This is a genomic window from Janthinobacterium agaricidamnosum (assembly GCF_003667705.1).
Lineage (GTDB): Bacteria > Pseudomonadota > Gammaproteobacteria > Burkholderiales > Burkholderiaceae_D > Janthinobacterium.
Genome location: NZ_CP033019.1, coordinates 5,340,702 through 5,358,327 on the forward strand (window position 1 = coordinate 5,340,702; position 17,626 = coordinate 5,358,327).

Sequence of the window (17,626 nt, forward strand, 5' to 3'; positions counted from 1 at the left end):
ATATGCCCGACGGCGCCGCCGCTATTCGAATCCCCGGATCCGGTCACCGTTGAAATTCGGCAGGCGCCACTCGAAGTGCAAGGCCAGGAAGCGGAACAAAAAGCCCGCGCCGATGGACGACAGCTGCGCCACGGAGCTGTCGACCTTGAAGTGCAGCAGGCCGACATACAGGGCGCCGGTAAACAGGGCCACGGTGGCATACACTTCGCGCTGCAGCACGAGGGGAATCTGGTTGCACAGGATATCGCGCAGCAAGCCGCCGAAGACGCCCGTGATCATCCCCGCCAGCACGACGATGGCCGGGTGCATCTTGGCCGACATGGCGATGTCGCAGCCGATCACGCAAAACGCTACCAGGCCCAGGCCGTCGACCAGCAAAAAGATGGCGCGCAGATGGTGCAGATAGCGCGCGACAAAGGCCGTCACAATGGCCGCGCCGATGGTAAACAACAGGTATTCGGGATGCGCGATCCAGCCCAGCGGGTAGTGCCCCAGCAGCACGTCGCGCACGGTGCCGCCACCGAGCGCCGTGACGGTGCCGATCATGCAGATGCCGAACAAATCCATGCCGCGCCGCATGCCCATGATGGCGCCGGACATCGCTTCGGCAACAATCGCCACCAGGTAGATCGTATATAACAGCATGGTCTTACTCTTCCGAAAATGATTTGAGAATTTGTTCGCGTTCGCGCGCTTCGCTCAGGGTGCGCGCTTCATTCGTGCCCGTGCTGGAGCCGCCATCGCCGCCAGCGCCAGCGTCACCGTGCGCCATGCGCGTATCGGCACCGCCGCTGCCGCAGCCGACGCTGCTGTGGATAAAGGCGAAGTTATCCTTCAGGCAGTCGCCGGCCAGGTATTCGGCATACACGTAGTCGCCATCGAGCAGGGCCAGGCCAGGCGGTTCGGCCAGCACCTGCTCGCGGCGGCCCTGCACGGCTACCTGCATGTAGTCGCGCCAGACGGGCAGCGCCAGCGTCCCCCCGGTGGCGTTGCCCAGGCTCTTGGGCTGGTCGTAGCCTAGCCAGACGACGGACACGAGGCCCGAGGAATAACCGGCGAACCAGGCGTCATAGGCATTGTTCGAGGTTCCCGTCTTGCCGGCCGCGTCGCCGCGTCCCAGCGCCAGCGCGCCGCGTCCCGTGCCGCTCTTGACGACGTCGCGCAGCATGCTGTCCATGACGTAGGCATTGCGCGTGGAGATCACCTGCGTGCCCGGTGCCGGCTCGCCCTTGGCGCGCGGCGCCGCGTCGGAAAACAGCACCGCGCCGCTGCGGCTGCGCACTTCCTTGATCAGCTTTGGCGGCATCTGCACGCCGCCGTTGGCGAACACGGCATACGATTGCGCCAGCTGCAGCGGCGTGACGGCGCCCGCGCCCAGCGCCAGCGGCAGCGAGACGGGATTGCGCGCGCCCTCGAAACCGAAGCGCGTGGCGTAGTGCTGCACGTAGCCGGGCCCCGCCGCCTGCATCAGGCTGACGGCCACCAGGTTTTTCGAGCGCACGAGACCGCGCCGCACGCTGATGAAGCCTTCATAGTTGTTGCCGTAATTGCGCGGACGCCACGGCTGCGCCCCCGTTTCCCGCGGCAGCAGCAGGCGCTGCGTATCATCCACGGCCGTGCCGGGAAAATAGCCCTTTTCCAGCGCCGCCGAATACACGAAGGGCTTGAAGCTGGAACCGGGCTGGCGGTAGGCCTGCATGGCGTGGTTGTAGTGGTTGCGGTAGAAATCGAAGCCGCCCGCCATGGCGACGATTTCGCCGCTGTGCGCCTCGACGGAAATGAGCGCGCCTTCCATCTCGGGCAGCTGGCTCACGAGCCAGAGCTTTTTCGCCGCGTCGTGCACCACGCGGATGACGCTGTTTTCCACGATGGCGCGCTTGCCGTCGAGCGGCAGCTTGCCGCCCAGGCGCGCGTCCGATGCCGTCAGCACGATCTCGTCGCCATTGCGCAGCTGCGCCGTCAGCTGGCGCTTGCCGCCCGTCTCGACCTTGCGCACCAGGGCGGCGCGCACTTCTCCGCTGTCCGGGTAGGCGGCCAGCTGGCGCGCCACGCTGTCTGCGGAGGCGGCCAGGCGCGCTTCCGGGCCGCGATAGCCGCGCCGCGCCTGCGCGTTCAATAGCCCATCGCGCAGCGACTTGTCGGCCGCCCGCTGCGGCGCCATGCGGATGGTGGTGGTCACGTCCAGGCCCATGCTGTAGGCGCCTTCGGGATAGCTTTGCACGATCAGCTGACGCGCTTCCTCGACCGCATACGCGGCCGCGTGCACGGAGCTGTTGCGGTCCTTGTTCAGGGCTAGTTTTTCCGCCACGGCGGCGTCGTATTCGGCTGGCGTGATGTAGCCGAGTTCGCGCATGCGCTGCAGGATGTAATGCTGGCGCACGGTGGCGCGCTGCGGATTGGCGACGGGATTATACGCCGACGGCGCTTTCGGCAAGCCGGCCAGCATGGCCGCTTCGGCAATGCTGACGTCGGCCAGCGGCTTGTCGAAATAGATGTTCGAGGCGGCGGAAAAGCCGTAGGAGCGCTCGCCCAGGTAAATCTGGTTCATGTACAGTTCCAGCAGCTTGTCCTTGCCGTAGTGCTGTTCCAGCTTGTAGGCGAGCAGCATCTCCGTCAGCTTGCGCTGCACCGTCTTTTCGCGCGACAGGAAAAAGTCGCGCGCCACCTGCATGGTGATGGTGCTGGCGCCCTGCGCATGGTGGCCCGTGACGACGTTGGCCAGGGTGGCGCGCGTCAAGCCGTAAAAGTCCACGGCGCCATGCTCGTAGAAGCGCGCATCCTCGATGGCCAGCAAGGCCTGGCGCATGCGCAGCGGGATCTCCTTCAGGGGCAGGAATTCGCGGCGCTCTTCGCCGTACTCGGCCAGCAGCTCGCCTTCGCTGGAAAAAATACGTAGCGGCAGCGCGGGCTTGTACTGCGCCAGGTGCTCGACGGGCGGCAAGTCCTGCCATGCCTGGCGCAGCCACCAGCCGCCCGCCAGCGCTGCGGACAAGCCCAGGCCCAGGGTCAATCCCAGGCCGAATTTCAGATTGCGTGCCAGTTTCGATGACGGCTTGTGGGGCTTTGTATCTTGCGCTTGTGCTTCCATGAGGTGATTCCTTTGCTGCCAGGAGGCCGCGCTGCATACGCGTACGCGGCACTCCATCAAAGAGGCATTGTGCACTGCAACACACCCATCCTTATGAAAAGTAAGTATTATTTAGTATTGATAAATTTTTCTTATGTTAGGCAGTGGTCATGGATCTCAATCCCAAGCACACGGAAGCGTTCCGCGCCGTCGTCGAAACGGGCAGTTTCGAGCAGGCGGCGCTGCGGCTGCACCTGACGTCGCCGGCCATTTCGCAAAGGGTGCGGGCGCTGGAAAGCCAGCTCGGCAATGCGCTGATCGTGCGCAGCCGTCCCGCGCGCGCCACGCGCATGGGCCAGCGGCTGATGCAGTATCTGAAGCGGGCCAAGCTGCTGGAAGCGGATTTGCAGGCGGAACTGGCGGTGCAGCAGGATGCCCCGCTGACCCTGGTGCTGGCGCTGAACGCGGATTCGATGGGCACGTGGTTCTTCCCGGCCCTGTCCGAGGTGTTGATACGCGAACGCGTGCTGCTGGACCTGACCGTGGAAGACCAGGACCACACGTATACCTTGCTGGAAACGGGCATGGCGATCGGCTGCATCAGCACGGAAGCCAAACCCATGCGCGGCTGCACGGCCGAGCCGCTGGGCGTGATGCGCTACTGGCTGGTGGCCACACAAGCGTTCCGCCAGCAGTGGTTTGCGCACGGGCTGACGCGCAAGGCGGCGCGCACGGCGCCCGTCGTCGCCTACACGCGCAAGGACACCCTGCAGTCGTCGTTCCTGCTAGAGGCGCTGGGCTTGCCCGAAGGCGCCTACCCCTGCCATTACGTGCCGGGCGCCACCTCGCACTTCAACGCCATCCGCTACGGCCTCGGCTACGGCATGGTGCCGGAATTGCTATTGAAGGCGAACACGGATGGGGAACTCGTGGAAATGCTCACGCCCAAGACACCTGCGGACGTGGCCCTGTACTGGCACACGTGGAAGGTGCAGTCGCCGCGCATGGAGCAGCTGTCGCGGCACATCATTGCGGCGGCGCGCACCATGCTGAGATAATTATCGCTGCATGCCCCAGCGTTTCAAGGTGACGCGCTCCAAGGTGCGAAAACCGATGTTTTCCACGATTAAACCGATGACGATGACGGCCGCCAGGCCCGCAAACACCTTGTCCGTGTACAGCTCGTTGCGGTTCTGGAAGATGTACCAGCCCAGGCCGCCCTGCCCCGACGTGGTGCCGAATACCAGCTCGGCCGCGATCAGGGTGCGCCAGGCGAACGCCCAGCCTATCTTCAAACCCGAGACGATGGACGGCAAGGCGCCCGGCACGAGGATGTGCAGCACCAGCCGCAAGCCGTTCAAGCCGTAGTTGCGGCCCGCCATGCGCAGGGTCTCTGGCACGCCCTGGAAGCCCGCATACGTGTTCAGGGCCAGCGGCCACATCACGGAATGGACGATGACGAAGATCAAACTGGCGCGTCCCAGGCCGAACCACAGCAGGGCCAGCGGCAGCAGGGCGATCGCAGGCAAGGGATTGAGCATGGCCGTCAGGGTTTCCAGAACGTCACGCCCGATGCGGCTCGACACGGCCAGCAAGGTCAGCACGAAGGCGGCCAACACGCCCACCGCATAGCCTTGCAGCAACACGACGAGGGACGCGGCCGTACGCGTGAGCAATTCACCGTTGGCGATGCCGCCGATAAACGCCTGCGCCGTCTGGATAAAGCTGGGCAGCAATAAATCGTTCTGCGTCCAGCGCGCCGCCCCTTCCCACAGCAGGGCCAGACTGAGCAAAATGAAAGCCTTGCGCCACAGCGCGTGCTGGCTCCAGCGCTGCCAGCGCGACAATGGCCGCTCGACGGTGACGCCGGCCGGCGGCGATGCCGCATAGACGAATTCCTGGCGGATGGGCGGCTCCAGCAGCGCGCTCATACGGCCTCCCGCTGCGCAGTAACTGCTTGCGGGACAGGAACCACTTCCTCATCGAACAGCAAGCCGTGGATGCGGCGGCTGGCAGCCTGGAATTCCGTACTGCCCGCGCTGTGCAGGCCGAACTGATGGCTGTTGAGTTCGGCGCGCACCCGGCCCGGATGGGGCGACAGCAGCAGGATGCGGTTGCCCACCACCAGCGCTTCTTCGATCGAATGCGTGACGAAGACGAGGGTAAAGCGCAGCTCTTCCCACAGGCGGCTCAGCTCTTCCTGCATCTTGCGCCGCGTCAAGGCATCGAGCGCGGCAAACGGCTCGTCCATCAGCAGCACTTCCGGCTGCATGGCCAGGGCGCGCGCGATGGCTACCCGCTGCTTCATGCCGCCCGACAAGGTATGCGGATGGGCATCTTCAAAGCCGGCCAGGCCCACCTTGGCGATCCAGTGATGGGCGCGCTCGCGGGCCGCCTGCTTGTCCAGCCGCTTGCTGGCAAGTAAGGGGAACATGACGTTTTCCAGCACGGTCTTCCATGGCGGCAACTGGTCGAATTCCTGGAACACGACGACACGCTCCGGCCCCGGCTTGCTGATAGGAACGCCCTGCATGGCGATGCTGCCGGCGCGCGGCGCGATGAAGCCGGCCACGGCCTTTAATAAGGACGACTTGCCGCAGCCCGATGGCCCCAGCAGCACGAAACGGTCGCCGCGGAACACGTCGAAACTGACGTCATGCGTGGCACGCACGGTACGCTGTTCCGTGCGGTATTCCAGGCTGACATGTTTGACGCTGAGCAAGGGCTCCAGCGCAAGCGGAGGGCGTACCAGGTGAAAAGCAAGCGCGTTCATGTCAGCCTCCTTGCGTGATGGCAGGGTCGTCAAAAAAGTAATCGCGCCAGCTGTCGGGCAGGTTGCGGATGGCACTTATACGGTGCAGGAATTGCGCCAGGCCATAGGTATTTTGCGGCGCGATCTTGAATTGCACTTGCGGATTGGCAAAGATTTTCAGCAGCAGATTACGGTCCACCTTGCTTTTATTGACCTTGATATAGATGTCGGCCGCGCCTTGGCGATTGCTGCTCGCGTACTGCGCCGCTTCGGCCAGCGCGGCGATGAAGGCGCGGTACGTCTTCGGATTGTCCTTGCGGTACTTTTCCGTCGCATACAGCAAGGTCGACGAGCTGGGTCCGCCCTGCACGTCATACGAATTCAGGATGATATGGGCGTTCGGATTCTGCGCCAGTTCCTGCTCCTGGAACGGCGAATTGCCGAAATGGCCGCTCAATTCCGTGCCGCCGGCGATGATGGCCGCCGCCGCGTCCGGGTGCGGCAGGGTTTGCGTGATTTTATCCAGGCGGGCAAATTCCTTGTCGCCCCACTGCTTCGCCACGGCCATCTGCAATATCCTGGCCTGGACGGAAACGGAGACGGCCGGCAAGGCGATGCGGTCCTTGTCCGTCAAGTCGGCCAGGGTTTTCACCTTCGGGTTGTTGCTGATCAAATAGTAGGGGAAATTACCGAGCGAAGCCACGCCGCGCACGTTCTGCCGGCCTTTCGTGCGGTCCCAGATGGTCAGCAGCGGCCCCAGGCCCGCCCCCGCGATATCGATATTGCCCGACAACAAAGCGTCATTGATGGCCGGGCCGCCGGACAGGGTGATCCACTCGACTTTCACGTCGACGCCCTGCTGCTTGCCATGCTTTTCGATCAGTTTTTGTTCCTGCGCAATATTGAGCAGCAAGAAGGTGATGCCGTGCTGGCCCGCGATGCGGATCTGGCCTTCGGCCCGGGCCATGGGCATGGCCATGCACAGCATGGCGATGGCGGCGAGAAGGCGGCGGGAAAAGGTCAAGATCGGCAACATAGACACTCCTTGGGTTAAATCAACAGTCAAAATCAGTAAGGCGCATCGCCTTCGATGGTGGTGCGGTAGAGTTTGCGGCGCTGGTCGAGCGGGCAGCCCGTCGCCAGGTGCATCAGCGAGCGGTTGTCCCAGAACACCAGGTCGTGCGGCTGCCAGCGGTGCACATACAGGTGTTCGGGGCGCACGCTGTGGGCGAACAGTTCGTCGAGCAGGGCGCGGCTTTCATCGGCGGGCAAGCCGACGATGCGCGTGGTGAAATGCTCGCTGACGAACAGGGCACGGCGTCCCGTTTCCGGATGCACGCGCACCACAGGGTGCGTTACGGGTTTGACTTCATCGATCTGCGCCTGCGTCAGCGCCGGGCGCCACGGGTTGCGGCGACGCAACTCCTCATACTGGCTCAGGTAGCTGTGTTCGGCACGGGCGCCGCGCACGGCGTGGCGCAGCGCGGCCGGCAAGCTTTCCCAGGCCAGGTGCATGTTGGCAAACACGGTATCGCCGCCCTCGTCCGGCAACTCTTGCGCGTGCAGCATGGAGCCGAGGCTGGGCACTTCCTTGTACGACAGGTCGGAATGCCAGAAATGGCCCGCGTCACCGAGGCCGATGGGTTGGCCATCTTCAACGATGTTCGAGATGATCAGCACTTCCGGCTGCGTAGGCAGCTGGAACTGGCGCAGCACGTGGATTTGCAGGGGGCCGAAGCGGCGGCTGAAATCGACTTGCTGCTGCGGCGTGATGCGCTGGTCGCGGAACACCAGCACATGATGGTCGAGGTGGGCGTGGTGCAGGCGCTGGAAGTCGCCCAGCGACAGCGGCTGCGACAGGTCCAGCCCCAGCACTTGTGCGCCGAGCGGCGCATCGAACGTTTCGATGCGGAACTGGCTGGAAGAAAACGCGGATTTCAGGACGGCCGACATGGGAACTCGACTAGAGTCTGGGGAAGTCCACTGTATGCCGGCCTGCGCTCCTTGCAAACGAAGCATTTACTATATGGATATGCGCGGCGCATTGCGCCATGCTGCAACAGGCGCTGTCACGCAAGGGCACAGCGGCACCGGCTTTGTGCCCGGAAAGGGAGCTAGCACGCAACTTGCTTGTCTGCCAATCTTCAACCATCGCCCAGGAAAACCATGCGCGCCTACGCCCTGATGCTCGCCGTTCTGTTCGCTGTTCCCGTCCACGCCCAGGACAGCCAGGATGAAAGTGATCTCAGCTACAAAGCCTATGTGCACAGCGACAAGCGCATCAAGTGTTTATACGGCTATGCGGCCGACAAGACGGGCGACCATGCGGCGGCCGTCGCCATCTTTGAAGACTGCATCCGGCGCTGGAACGATGTGTATTCGATGATTTGGCTGGCCCAGCTGTATGAAACGGGCATCGGCGTGCCCAGGGACCTGGCGCAGGCGACGGCGCTGATGCGGCGCGGCGCCCATACCAACGATGACGCCGCCTATGCGCGGCTGGCGCGCTATCACTATGGCGTGGCGCTGGCCGAAGGCCGGGGCACGCCGCAGGACCTTCCCCAGGCCAGAACCTGGCTGCGCCAGGCGGCGCAGGAGGGCGTGCGGGAGGCGGCCGATTATCTGGACCGCCTGGAAGGCGCCGCGCCATAGACGCGGCGCCAGCGCCGCTTACGCGATTGCTTCGTAGCGGGCCAGGCGGGTCGCCATGCGCGGCGCCAGCTCATGGCCGGCCGTGACCGTCACTTCGAGGTCGTTCAGCAAGCCATCCTTCAAGCCGTAGACCCAGCCATGGACGCTGAGTTCCTGGCCCCGTTCCCACGCATCTTGCACGACGGTGGTCTGGCATACGTTCAAGACTTGCTCGACCACGTTCAGTTCGCACAGACGGTCGCCGCGCTGGCGGCTCGTCAATACGTCGCCCAGATAGCGCTCGTGCTTCTGGCCAACGTCCTGCACGTGGCGCAGCCAGTTGTCGACCAGGCCGATGCGCGTGCCCGTCATGGCCGCATGCACGCCCTTGCAGCCGTAATGGCCGACGATGATGATATGTTTGACTTTCAGCACGTCCACGGCAAATTGCAGGACGGACAGGCAATTGAGGTCGGAATGCACGACCACATTGGCAATATTACGGTGCACAAACACGTCGCCAGGCGCCATGCCCAGCAATTCGTTGGCGGGAACGCGGCTGTCGGAGCAGCCGATCCACAGGTATTCGGGCGATGTCTGCGCTTCCAGGTTCTTGAAGAAGTTCGGGTCCTTCGCCACCATCGAGTCGGCCCAGCGGCGGTTACGCTGCAGCAGTTCCGCCAGGGCCGGGCCATTTTTCTGTTCGGTCATATCGCTCCCATTGTGTGCGTACGACTGAATTGGCCGCAGATCGCGCCCATAGGCCGGCGATGCTCGCACATTGTTCAGTCGTGATGAAAAAAACGCCGGGATGTTTCAGCATCCCGGCGCATGGTGTTACGTGTGCTTATTCAAAAAAATCCTTGACCTTGTCTTTCCAGGTCTTGCTTTGCGGACTGTGCTTGGCACCGCCCTCGGTCGTCGACTTTTCAAAGTCGCGCAGCAGGTCTTTCTGTTTTTCCGTCAGTTTCACCGGTGTTTCGATGGCCACGTGGCAGAACAGGTCGCCCGCGTAACCGGAGCGCACGCCCTTGATGCCCTTGCCTTTCAGGCGGAAGGTCTTGCCCGACTGGGTGCCTTCCGGAATCGTGAACGACACTTTGCCGTTCAGGGTAGGCACTTCGATTTCGCCACCCAAAGCTGCCTTGGTGAACGAGATCGGCATTTCGCAATGCAGGTCGTCGCCTTCGCGCTGGAACACGGCGTGCGGCTTGATGTGGATTTCCACATACAGGTCGCCCGACGGGCCGCCATTCGTGCCCGGTTCGCCGTTGCCGGACGAACGGATACGCATGCCGTTGTCGATACCGACTGGAATTTTGACTTCCAGGGTCTTGTTGCGCTTGATGCGACCGGCGCCGCCGCATGGCGTGCAGGGGTCGGTGATGACCTTGCCGCTGCCATGGCATTTCGGGCAGGTTTGCTGGATGCTGAAGAAACCTTGCTGCATGCGCACCTGGCCGTGACCGCCGCAAGTACCGCAGGTGGTGGGCGAGGTGCCCGGCTTGGCGCCGCTGCCATGACAAGTGTCGCACTTGTCCCAGCTCGGCACGCGAATCGTCGTGTCGAAGCCGTGCGCAGCTTGCTCCAGTGTAATTTCCAGGTTGTAGCGCAAGTCGGCGCCACGGTACACCTGTGGACCCGCATTGCGGCTGCGACCACCGCCACCGCCAAAGATGTCGCCGAAGATATCGCCGAAGCTGTCGGCAAAGCCGCCAGCACCGCCGCCGAAGCCGCCGCCACCGCCCATGTTCGGGTCCACGCCGGCGTGACCGTAACGGTCATACGCATCGCGCTTTTCCGGATTGGTCAGCATCTCGTAGGCTTCTTTGACTTCCTTAAACTTTTCTTCCGATTCCTTGCTATCCGGATTGCGGTCCGGATGGTATTTCATCGCCAGTTTACGGTAAGACTTTTTGATCTCTTCTTCCGAAGCATTTTTTGCGACACCGAGTGTCTCGTAAAAATCACGCTTTGCCATGTTGTCGGCACCTTGCAGTCTATCTACTGATGTAAAAATTACACGAAAAAGCCGAGTCGAGTGCTGCGCTAGGCGCAGCGACTCGGCTCGGCCGGTCTTCGCGGCTAATCCCGCGATGTAGCGTTCAGCCCGGCTGCCCCCGGTTCATGGGAGCGCAAGACAATTACTTGCTGTCTTTGACTTCCTTGAAGTCAGCGTCAACAACGTCGTCCTGCTTGGCGCCTGCGTCCGATGCGCCAGCAGCTTGCTGTGCACCTTCCGCGCCGCCGGCAGCTTGCTGCGCTTGCATGTCGGCATACATTTTTTCGCCCAGTTTCTGCGATGCGCTCGACAGTGCTTCCACCTTGGCGTCGATCTCAGCCTTGTCGCCCGCCTTGATGCTTGCTTCCAGGTCGGTGATCGCCGCTTCGATCTTCTCTTTCTCGCCCGCGTCCAGCTTGTCGCCGTATTCGGTCAAGGATTTCCGGGTCGAGTGTACCAGAGCATCGGCCTGGTTGCGCGACTCGGCCAATTCTTTGACCTTCTTGTCTTCTTCGGCGTTCAGCTCGGCGTCTTTCACCATCTTCTGGATTTCAGCCTCGGTCAAGCCGGAATTGGCCTTGATCGTGATCTTGTTTTCCTTACCGGTGGCCTTGTCTTTCGCGCCGACGTGCAAGATGCCGTTGGCGTCGATGTCGAAGGTCACTTCGATCTGTGGCGTGCCGCGCGATGCTGGCGGGATGCCTTCCAGATTGAATTCGCCCAGACCTTTGTTGCCGGCGGCGATTTCGCGCTCACCCTGGAAGACCTTGATGGTCACCGCAGGCTGGTTGTCGTCGGCCGTCGAGAAGACCTGGCTGAACTTGGTCGGAATCGTCGTGTTTTTGTGGATCATCTTGGTCATCACGCCGCCCAGGGTTTCGATACCCAGGGACAGAGGGGTGACGTCCAGCAACAGCAAGTCCTTGCGTTCGCCCGACAGGACCGAACCTTGAATCGCTGCGCCCACGGCGACGGCTTCGTCCGGGTTCACGTCCTTGCGTGGATCCTTGCCGAAGAATTCCTTCACTTTTTCCTGCACCTTCGGCATACGGGTCATACCGCCGACCAGGATGATGTCATCGATGTCCGACACTTTCACGCCAGCATCTTTGATGGCGGTGCGGCATGGTTCCATCGTGGCCGTGATCAGCTCTTCCACCAGCGATTCCAGCTTGGCGCGGGTCATCTTCAGGTTCAAGTGGACCGGTGCGCCGTTCGCCATGGCGATATACGGCTCGTTGATCTCGGTTTGCTGCGACGACGACAATTCGATCTTCGCGCGCTCGGCCGAAGCCTTGATGCGCTGCAGGGCGATCGGATCTTTTTTCAGGTCGATGCCGTTGATCTTCTTGAACTCGTCGATGATGTAATCGATGACGCGCTGGTCGAAGTCTTCGCCGCCCAGGAAGGTGTCGCCGTTGGTCGACAGCACTTCAAATTGTTTCTCGCCATCAACATCCGCGATTTCGATGATCGACACGTCGAACGTACCGCCACCCAGGTCATACACGGCGATTTTACGATCGCCTTTTTCGGTCTTGTCCAGGCCGAACGCCAGCGCTGCCGCGGTTGGCTCGTTGATGATGCGCTTGACGTCCAGGCCAGCGATACGGCCGGCATCCTTGGTGGCTTGACGCTGCGAGTCGTTGAAGTAGGCAGGCACGGTGATGACGGCTTCGGTGACTTCTTCACCGAGGTAGTCTTCTGCCGTTTTTTTCATCTTGCGCAGGACTTCAGCCGAAATTTGCGGCGGCGCCAGTTTTTTGTCGCGTACGCCGATCCATGCATCGCCGTTGTCGGCTTTCATGATTTGATACGGCATCAGCGCGATGTCTTTTTGCACTTCTTTTTCGTCGAACTTGCGACCGATCAGACGCTTGACTGCGTACAGCGTGTTTTTCGGATTGGTCACGGCCTGGCGTTTCGCTGGCGCGCCGACGAGAATTTCGCCATCTTCTTGATAAGCAATAATCGACGGCGTCGTGCGTGCGCCTTCAGCGTTTTCGATTACCTTTGGTTGACCGTTTTCCATGATGGAAACGCAGGAATTCGTGGTTCCCAGATCGATACCGATAATTCTACCCATGATTTTTTTCCTTTTATTTGCTAGATTTCAGATGGTTCTTATATGTGGCAAAGCGGCATGGTTTCAAGGCTTGCTTGATGCCGCACTCTGATTATTTTGCTTGCGCGGTCGTGACAATGGCTGGACGCAGCAGGCGGTCCGCAATCATATAGCCCTTTTGCAAGACTGACACGATGGTATTGGCTTCCTGCTCCGCTGGCACCACGGCAACGGCCTGGTGTTTCATCGGATCGAGCTTTTCGCCCTGCACTGGCAAGACTTCTACCAGGCGGTTACGCTCGAACGCGGCGTTCAGTTGCTTCAAGGTCATCTCGACGCCTTCTTTCAGCGATTCGATGGTCGGTGCTTCCACCGTCAGCGCCGTTTCCAGGCTGTCTTTCACCGGCACCATGGCTTCGGCAAAGCTTTCCACTGCGAATTTATGCGCTTTAGCAACATCTTCCTGCGCACGGCGACGAATATTTTCGCCATCGGCCTTGGCGCGCATGAAGGCATCGTGCATCTCTGCAAGACGCGCTTCGGTACTCGCCAGCTGCTCTTCCAAAGTAGGCTCTGCGGGAGTCGATGGGGCAGTCGCCGCGGCGTCCGCTTGCGGATTAGGTACAGCTTGGTTTTCCTGATCTTGCATCTAGAAAGCTCCTACAATCAATGACTTAAATGAGTTAGTCTAACTATCTTTACAACACTAACGGGCAGATGGGGCTATATCCTATTGTTTCAAGGGGTATACACGGCAAAACCAGAATTACAGCGATTCATGTTACAGCTTATTACAAAAGGTGACCCATTTCGGCCAGTGAGCCGTGCGCGCCCCCTTGATTTTCCAGGCTTCCCCGGGCAAAGCGGGCATTCTACCAGCCCCGCCATGGCCATCGCCACTGACGGCGTTGCTATCTGAATAGTACTTTTGTCGCGCCAGACATGACAAAGCCGCGCAAGCGCGGCTTTTCATTGCGGAAAAATTAATTATCTTTAATTTGCCGCGCCCAGTGCCAGCGCCGCCGCGCGCGCCTGCTCGCCCGCCTTCTTGTCCGCGTCGCGCTGCGGCGCCGTCTTCATCGTCGGCCAGCCGATCATATGCTGCTCCGCAATTTCCGCCATGCCCGCGATCCAGGCCGGCGTTTCGTTCAGGCAGGCGATGTAATGGAAGTGCTGGCCGCCGGCCGTCTCGAAATCATGCTTGGCTTCCATGGCGATCTCTTCCAGCGTTTCCAGGCAATCGCTGGTAAAGCCCGGACACAGCAGGTCGACCCGCTTGACGCCCTGCTGCGCAAGCGCCACCAGGGTGGGCGCCGTGTACGGCTGCAGCCATTCGGCCTTGCCGAAGCGCGACTGGAAGGTCACCACGTATTGCTCTTTAGTTAATTTCAGCTTTTCTGCCAGCAATCGCGCCGTTTTCAGGCATTGGCAGTGGTAGGGGTCGCCCAGCAGCAAGGTACGCTTGGGCACGCCATGGAAACTCATCACCAGTTTTTCCGGACGGCCATGCGCTTCCCAGTGGTTCAGCACGGAATCGCGCAAGGCGTCGATATATGTGTCGTGCTCGTGATATTGCTTGATGAAACGCAATTCCGGCACATTACGCACGGTAGCGTAATGGGCGAATACGGCGTCGTAGATGGACCCCGTCGTCGTGCCCGAGTATTGCGGATACGCCGGCAAAATGGCGATGCGCTCGCAGCCTTCGCTTTTCAGCTGGGCCAGCACGTCGGGCAAGGAAGGCGAACCGTAACGCATGGCCATGGCCACGGTCACACCATCGTGCCCTCGCTCGGCCAGGGCGCCGGCCAGCAATTTCGCCTGCTTTTGCGTATGCACTTTCAGGGGCGAGCCCTCGCGCGTCCAGATCGACGCGTATTTCTTGGCCGACTGGCCCGAGCGGAAGGGCAAAATAATCAGGTTCAGGATGAACCACCAGACGAGGCGGGGTATCTCCACCACGCGCGGGTCCGACAAAAATTGCTTCAGGTAGCGCCGCACGGCCGACGAGGTCGGTGCATCGGGCGTGCCCAGGTTGACCAGCACCACGGCGCTGCGGTCGATGCTGCCATGCGTGTACGGCGGTTCTGTTTGAAATGACATGAAGGCTCTTCGAAGGCGTTGGATGGATTAGGCAGTTATTATAGTTACATTGCGTCAACATCGGGGGTCAGACCCTCAATGCCGCTAACGTCAAGCTCAGCGCTAACGCGTCCGGGGGTCTGACCCCGGATTTAAGCCTGCGTTCAAATCGCCAGCAATTCGCGGGCATGCTTGCGCGTGGTGGCCGTGATTTCCAGGCCGCCCAGCATGCGCGCCACTTCTTCCACCCTGGCCTTGGCGTCGAGCATGTCGATGCGCGACGCCGTCTTGCCGTTGTCCAGGGTGCTTTTTGCCACTTGGAAATGCTGATTGGCCTGGCTGGCCACTTGCGGCAAGTGGGTCACGCACAGCACTTGGCGTCCCTGCCCCAGGCGTTTTAATAAGCGTCCGACCACTTCAGCGACGGCGCCGCCGATGCCGCTGTCGACCTCGTCGAAGATCAGGGTCGGCGTGGTGGTGGCGTGCGAAGTGATGACGGAAATGGCCAGCGCGATACGCGCCAGTTCGCCGCCGGACGCTACCTTGGCCAGCGAACGGGGCGCCGTGCCCGCATGGCCTGCAACGAGAAACTCGACTTGCTCGAGGCCGTGGGCGGCCGGATCGCACGGGTGCAGCGCGATTTCGAAGCTGCCGCCCGTCATGCTCAGTTCCTGCATGGCGCGCGTGACGGCTTGCCCCAGCTCCAGGGCGGCGGCGCGGCGCGTGGCGGACAATCGCTCGGCCACGGCGCGGTACTCGGCCTCGATCTTCGCTTCCTGGCGCAGCAAGCCCTCGATATCGGAAGCGTCGGCCAGGTGCTGCAGCTTTTCCGACAGCTTGGCGTGTTCCTCCGGCAATTCTTCTGGCGTGACGCGGAATTTGCGGGCCGTGCTGTGCATGGCTTCCATGCGCGCGTCGAGCTGGTGCAGACGCTCCGGGTCCAGTTCCACGCGGTCCAGGTAATTGTTCAGCGCGTACACGGATTCCTGCAGCTGGATGCGCGACGACTCGATCAGGTCGACGATCGGCTGCAATTCCGCATCGACGGACACGAGCTTGCCCAGCTTCTGGTTCAAGGCCGACAGTTGCGACACGATCGGATGGTCTTCCGACTCGGAAATGATCGCCAGGGCTTCCTGCGCCCCCTCCAGCAGGCTGGCCGCGTGCGACAGGCGGCTGTGCTCGTTCGTGATCTCCGTCCATTCGCCGGGCTTGGCGGCCAGCTTTTCCAGTTCGCCCACTTGCCATTCCAGGCGTTCGCGCTCGTACAGCACGTTGGCGGCATTCGTTTCGAATTCCTCGCGCTGGCGCACGAGGGCGCGCCAGCGCTTGTGCAGCGCCGCCACTTGCCGCGCATCCTGCTCCGCGCCCGCTTCGCGCGCCGTCGCCTGGCCGTCGAGCAAGGCACGCTGCGCTTCGCTTTTCAGCAAGGACTGGTGCGCGTGCTGGCCGTGGATATCGACCAGCATGTCGCCCAGTTCGCGCAGCTGGGCGGCCGTGGCGGGAATGCCGTTGATATACGCCTTCGAGCGGCCCGCATTGTCGATCACGCGGCGCAGCAGGGCGCCGCCATCGTCGTTGGCGAATTCATGCGCCACCAGCCAGGCCTGCGCCACTTCGCTGACGGAAAAATCGGCTGTGATGTCGGCCTTGGCCGCGCCTTCGCGCACCACGCTGGCGTCGCCGCGCCCGCCCAGCGCCAAAGTCAGCGCATCGATGAGGATGGACTTGCCGGCGCCCGTCTCGCCCGTCAGCACGCTGAAGCCGGCGGAAAATTCCAGTTCAATGGTATCGACAATGACAAAATCGCGAATGGACAGTGTATGGAGCATGGCTTCTGTGGTTAGGCGGCGCACCGCGGGTTGAGGTGGAGAAACTATTAGCTGAGCTTGCCCTCGCCCGACGGGTACTCATTCCAGTGCAGTTTTTCACGCAGGGTGTTGTAGTAGCTCCACCCTTCCGGATGCAGGAAGGTAATCGTATGGGGCGAACGGCGGATGAGGATGCGGTCTTGCTGCACCAGGCTGGCAAAGGTCTGCATGTCGAAATTGACGCTGATATCGCGCCCGCGCACGATTTCCACCACGATCTGGCTGGAATCGGGCAGGACGATGGGGCGGTTCGACAGCGCATGCGGGGCGATCGGCACGAGCACGATGCCGCCCAGGGTCGGATGCAGCAGGGGGCCGCCGGCCGACAGCGAATACGCGGTCGAGCCCGTGGGCGTGGAAATGATCAAGCCATCGGAGCGCTGGTTGTACATGAAGTGACCGTCGACCTCGACGCGCAATTCGGCCATGCCGGCGCCGCCGCCGCGCGAGACGACGACATCGTTGACGGCCATGCCCACGTGAATCGACTCGCCGTCGCGCAGCACGCTGCCTTCGAGCAAAGTGCGGCGCTCGGCCTTGAATCGGCCGCCGAGAATTTGCGCCAGCACGGGCAGCATGCGCTCAAGCGGAATATCGGTCATGAAACCCAGGCGCCCCTGATTGATACCGATCAAGGGGACGTCGAATGGTGCCAGCTGGCGCGCAATGCCGAGCATGGTGCCATCGCCGCCCATGACGATGGCGCAATCGGCGGCGGCGCCGATCTCGGCCGGCGACATGGCGCGCACTCCGGGAAACGCCAGGTTCAGGTGCGCGGCCGTCTCCGCCTCGAAGACCACCGTGTGGCCCAGCACTTGCAGGAAATCGACGATGCTTTTCACGGGCTCGGCAATGCCATCCGTATTCTGGCGCACGACCAGGGCAATGGTCTTGGCGCCCAGGTTGAAGCGCTCGCCCGGGGCTGGCAAGGTCGCGGCTGGCTGTTCGGCTCGCTGGTCGGCGTAGTTATCGACGGGCATAAAAATCTCGGTAATGAATTCGGTGGCAAGCCGCCCCAGGCTGTCGCGTCGCACGCCGCCATCGCATGATACTGTATATATCCACAGTATAGTGCGGCTGCCGTGTGCCCGCAAGGGGCGTTCTTGGTGTTGCACGCAGTGTAGCGCAGAAAAAGAATCGTCCATGCGTGCGCCAG

The 17,626-nt window shown here is 61.9% G+C and carries 15 protein-coding genes; 2 read left to right on the forward strand and 13 right to left on the reverse strand.

What is annotated here, in order from left to right:
• Positions 1 to 21: 21 nt before the first annotated feature.
• The gene (locus tag D9M09_RS24125; RefSeq protein WP_070220436.1) at positions 22 to 645 is read right to left on the reverse strand and encodes a trimeric intracellular cation channel family protein; all 624 of its coding nucleotides are present in this window, start codon (positions 643 to 645) and stop codon (positions 22 to 24) included.
• Between the two features lie 4 nt (positions 646 to 649).
• Entirely contained in the window at positions 650 to 3,088 is a 2,439-nt protein-coding gene (locus D9M09_RS24130; protein ID WP_121670565.1) for a penicillin-binding protein 1A, read from the reverse strand.
• 143 nt (positions 3,089 to 3,231) lie between these two features.
• Here D9M09_RS24130 and D9M09_RS24135 point away from each other — a divergent pair, with 143 nt between their 5' ends.
• On the forward strand, positions 3,232 to 4,125 hold the full coding sequence (locus D9M09_RS24135; RefSeq protein WP_205602298.1) for an HTH-type transcriptional regulator ArgP: 894 nt from the start codon (positions 3,232 to 3,234) through the stop codon (positions 4,123 to 4,125).
• Here D9M09_RS24135 and D9M09_RS24140 read toward each other — a convergent pair whose 3' ends face one another.
• The 4 genes from D9M09_RS24140 to D9M09_RS24155 form a co-directional block, all read right to left on the reverse strand.
• Positions 4,126 to 4,998 (reverse strand): ABC transporter permease, encoded by an 873-nt coding sequence (locus D9M09_RS24140; RefSeq protein ID WP_070290883.1) that lies wholly within the window; start codon positions 4,996 to 4,998, stop codon positions 4,126 to 4,128.
• A complete protein-coding gene (locus D9M09_RS24145; RefSeq protein WP_070290882.1) occupies positions 4,995 to 5,840 on the reverse strand; it encodes an ABC transporter ATP-binding protein in 846 nt (281 codons plus the stop codon). Before D9M09_RS24145 ends, D9M09_RS24140 begins: the two co-directional genes overlap by 4 nt.
• Before the next feature lies 1 nt (position 5,841).
• Positions 5,842 to 6,807: an ABC transporter substrate-binding protein gene (locus D9M09_RS24150; RefSeq protein WP_240453677.1), complete on the reverse strand. Its 966-nt coding sequence runs from the start codon at positions 6,805 to 6,807 to the stop codon at positions 5,842 to 5,844.
• Between the two features lie 80 nt (positions 6,808 to 6,887).
• Entirely contained in the window at positions 6,888 to 7,772 is an 885-nt protein-coding gene (locus tag D9M09_RS24155; protein WP_070290880.1) for a TauD/TfdA dioxygenase family protein, read from the reverse strand.
• Positions 7,773 to 7,985: 213 nt separating this feature from the next.
• Here D9M09_RS24155 and D9M09_RS24160 point away from each other — a divergent pair, with 213 nt between their 5' ends.
• Positions 7,986 to 8,471, forward strand: coding sequence for a tetratricopeptide repeat protein (locus tag D9M09_RS24160; RefSeq protein ID WP_070311706.1), 486 nt, complete (start codon positions 7,986 to 7,988; stop codon positions 8,469 to 8,471).
• Positions 8,472 to 8,489: 18 nt separating this feature from the next.
• Here the strand turns inward: D9M09_RS24160 and can are convergent, their stop codons facing one another.
• The 7 genes from can to D9M09_RS24195 all read right to left on the reverse strand — a co-directional run bounded on the left by can (position 8,490) and on the right by D9M09_RS24195 (position 17,450).
• Positions 8,490 to 9,161 carry a carbonate dehydratase gene (gene can / locus D9M09_RS24165; RefSeq protein ID WP_034788731.1) on the reverse strand — a complete coding sequence of 224 codons (672 nt, stop codon included), beginning with the start codon at positions 9,159 to 9,161 and terminating at the stop codon, positions 8,490 to 8,492.
• Between the two features lie 136 nt (positions 9,162 to 9,297).
• Positions 9,298 to 10,431 carry a molecular chaperone DnaJ gene (gene dnaJ, locus D9M09_RS24170; RefSeq protein ID WP_034745985.1) on the reverse strand — a complete coding sequence of 378 codons (1,134 nt, stop codon included), beginning with the start codon at positions 10,429 to 10,431 and terminating at the stop codon, positions 9,298 to 9,300.
• Positions 10,432 to 10,594: 163 nt separating this feature from the next.
• A complete protein-coding gene (gene dnaK, locus D9M09_RS24175) occupies positions 10,595 to 12,538 on the reverse strand; it encodes a molecular chaperone DnaK (protein WP_070290878.1) in 1,944 nt (647 codons plus the stop codon).
• A 91-nt stretch (positions 12,539 to 12,629) separates the two neighbouring features.
• Positions 12,630 to 13,166: a nucleotide exchange factor GrpE gene (grpE, locus tag D9M09_RS24180; protein ID WP_034788734.1), complete on the reverse strand. Its 537-nt coding sequence runs from the start codon at positions 13,164 to 13,166 to the stop codon at positions 12,630 to 12,632.
• Between the two features lie 344 nt (positions 13,167 to 13,510).
• Positions 13,511 to 14,620: a ferrochelatase gene (gene hemH / locus D9M09_RS24185; RefSeq protein ID WP_121670566.1), complete on the reverse strand. Its 1,110-nt coding sequence runs from the start codon at positions 14,618 to 14,620 to the stop codon at positions 13,511 to 13,513.
• A gap of 143 nt (positions 14,621 to 14,763) precedes the next feature.
• Entirely contained in the window at positions 14,764 to 16,431 is a 1,668-nt protein-coding gene (gene recN / locus D9M09_RS24190) for a DNA repair protein RecN (RefSeq protein WP_070290876.1), read from the reverse strand.
• A 47-nt stretch (positions 16,432 to 16,478) separates the two neighbouring features.
• The gene (locus D9M09_RS24195) at positions 16,479 to 17,450 is read right to left on the reverse strand and encodes an NAD kinase (protein ID WP_227742053.1); all 972 of its coding nucleotides are present in this window, start codon (positions 17,448 to 17,450) and stop codon (positions 16,479 to 16,481) included.
• Between the last annotated feature and the right edge of the window lie 176 nt (positions 17,451 to 17,626).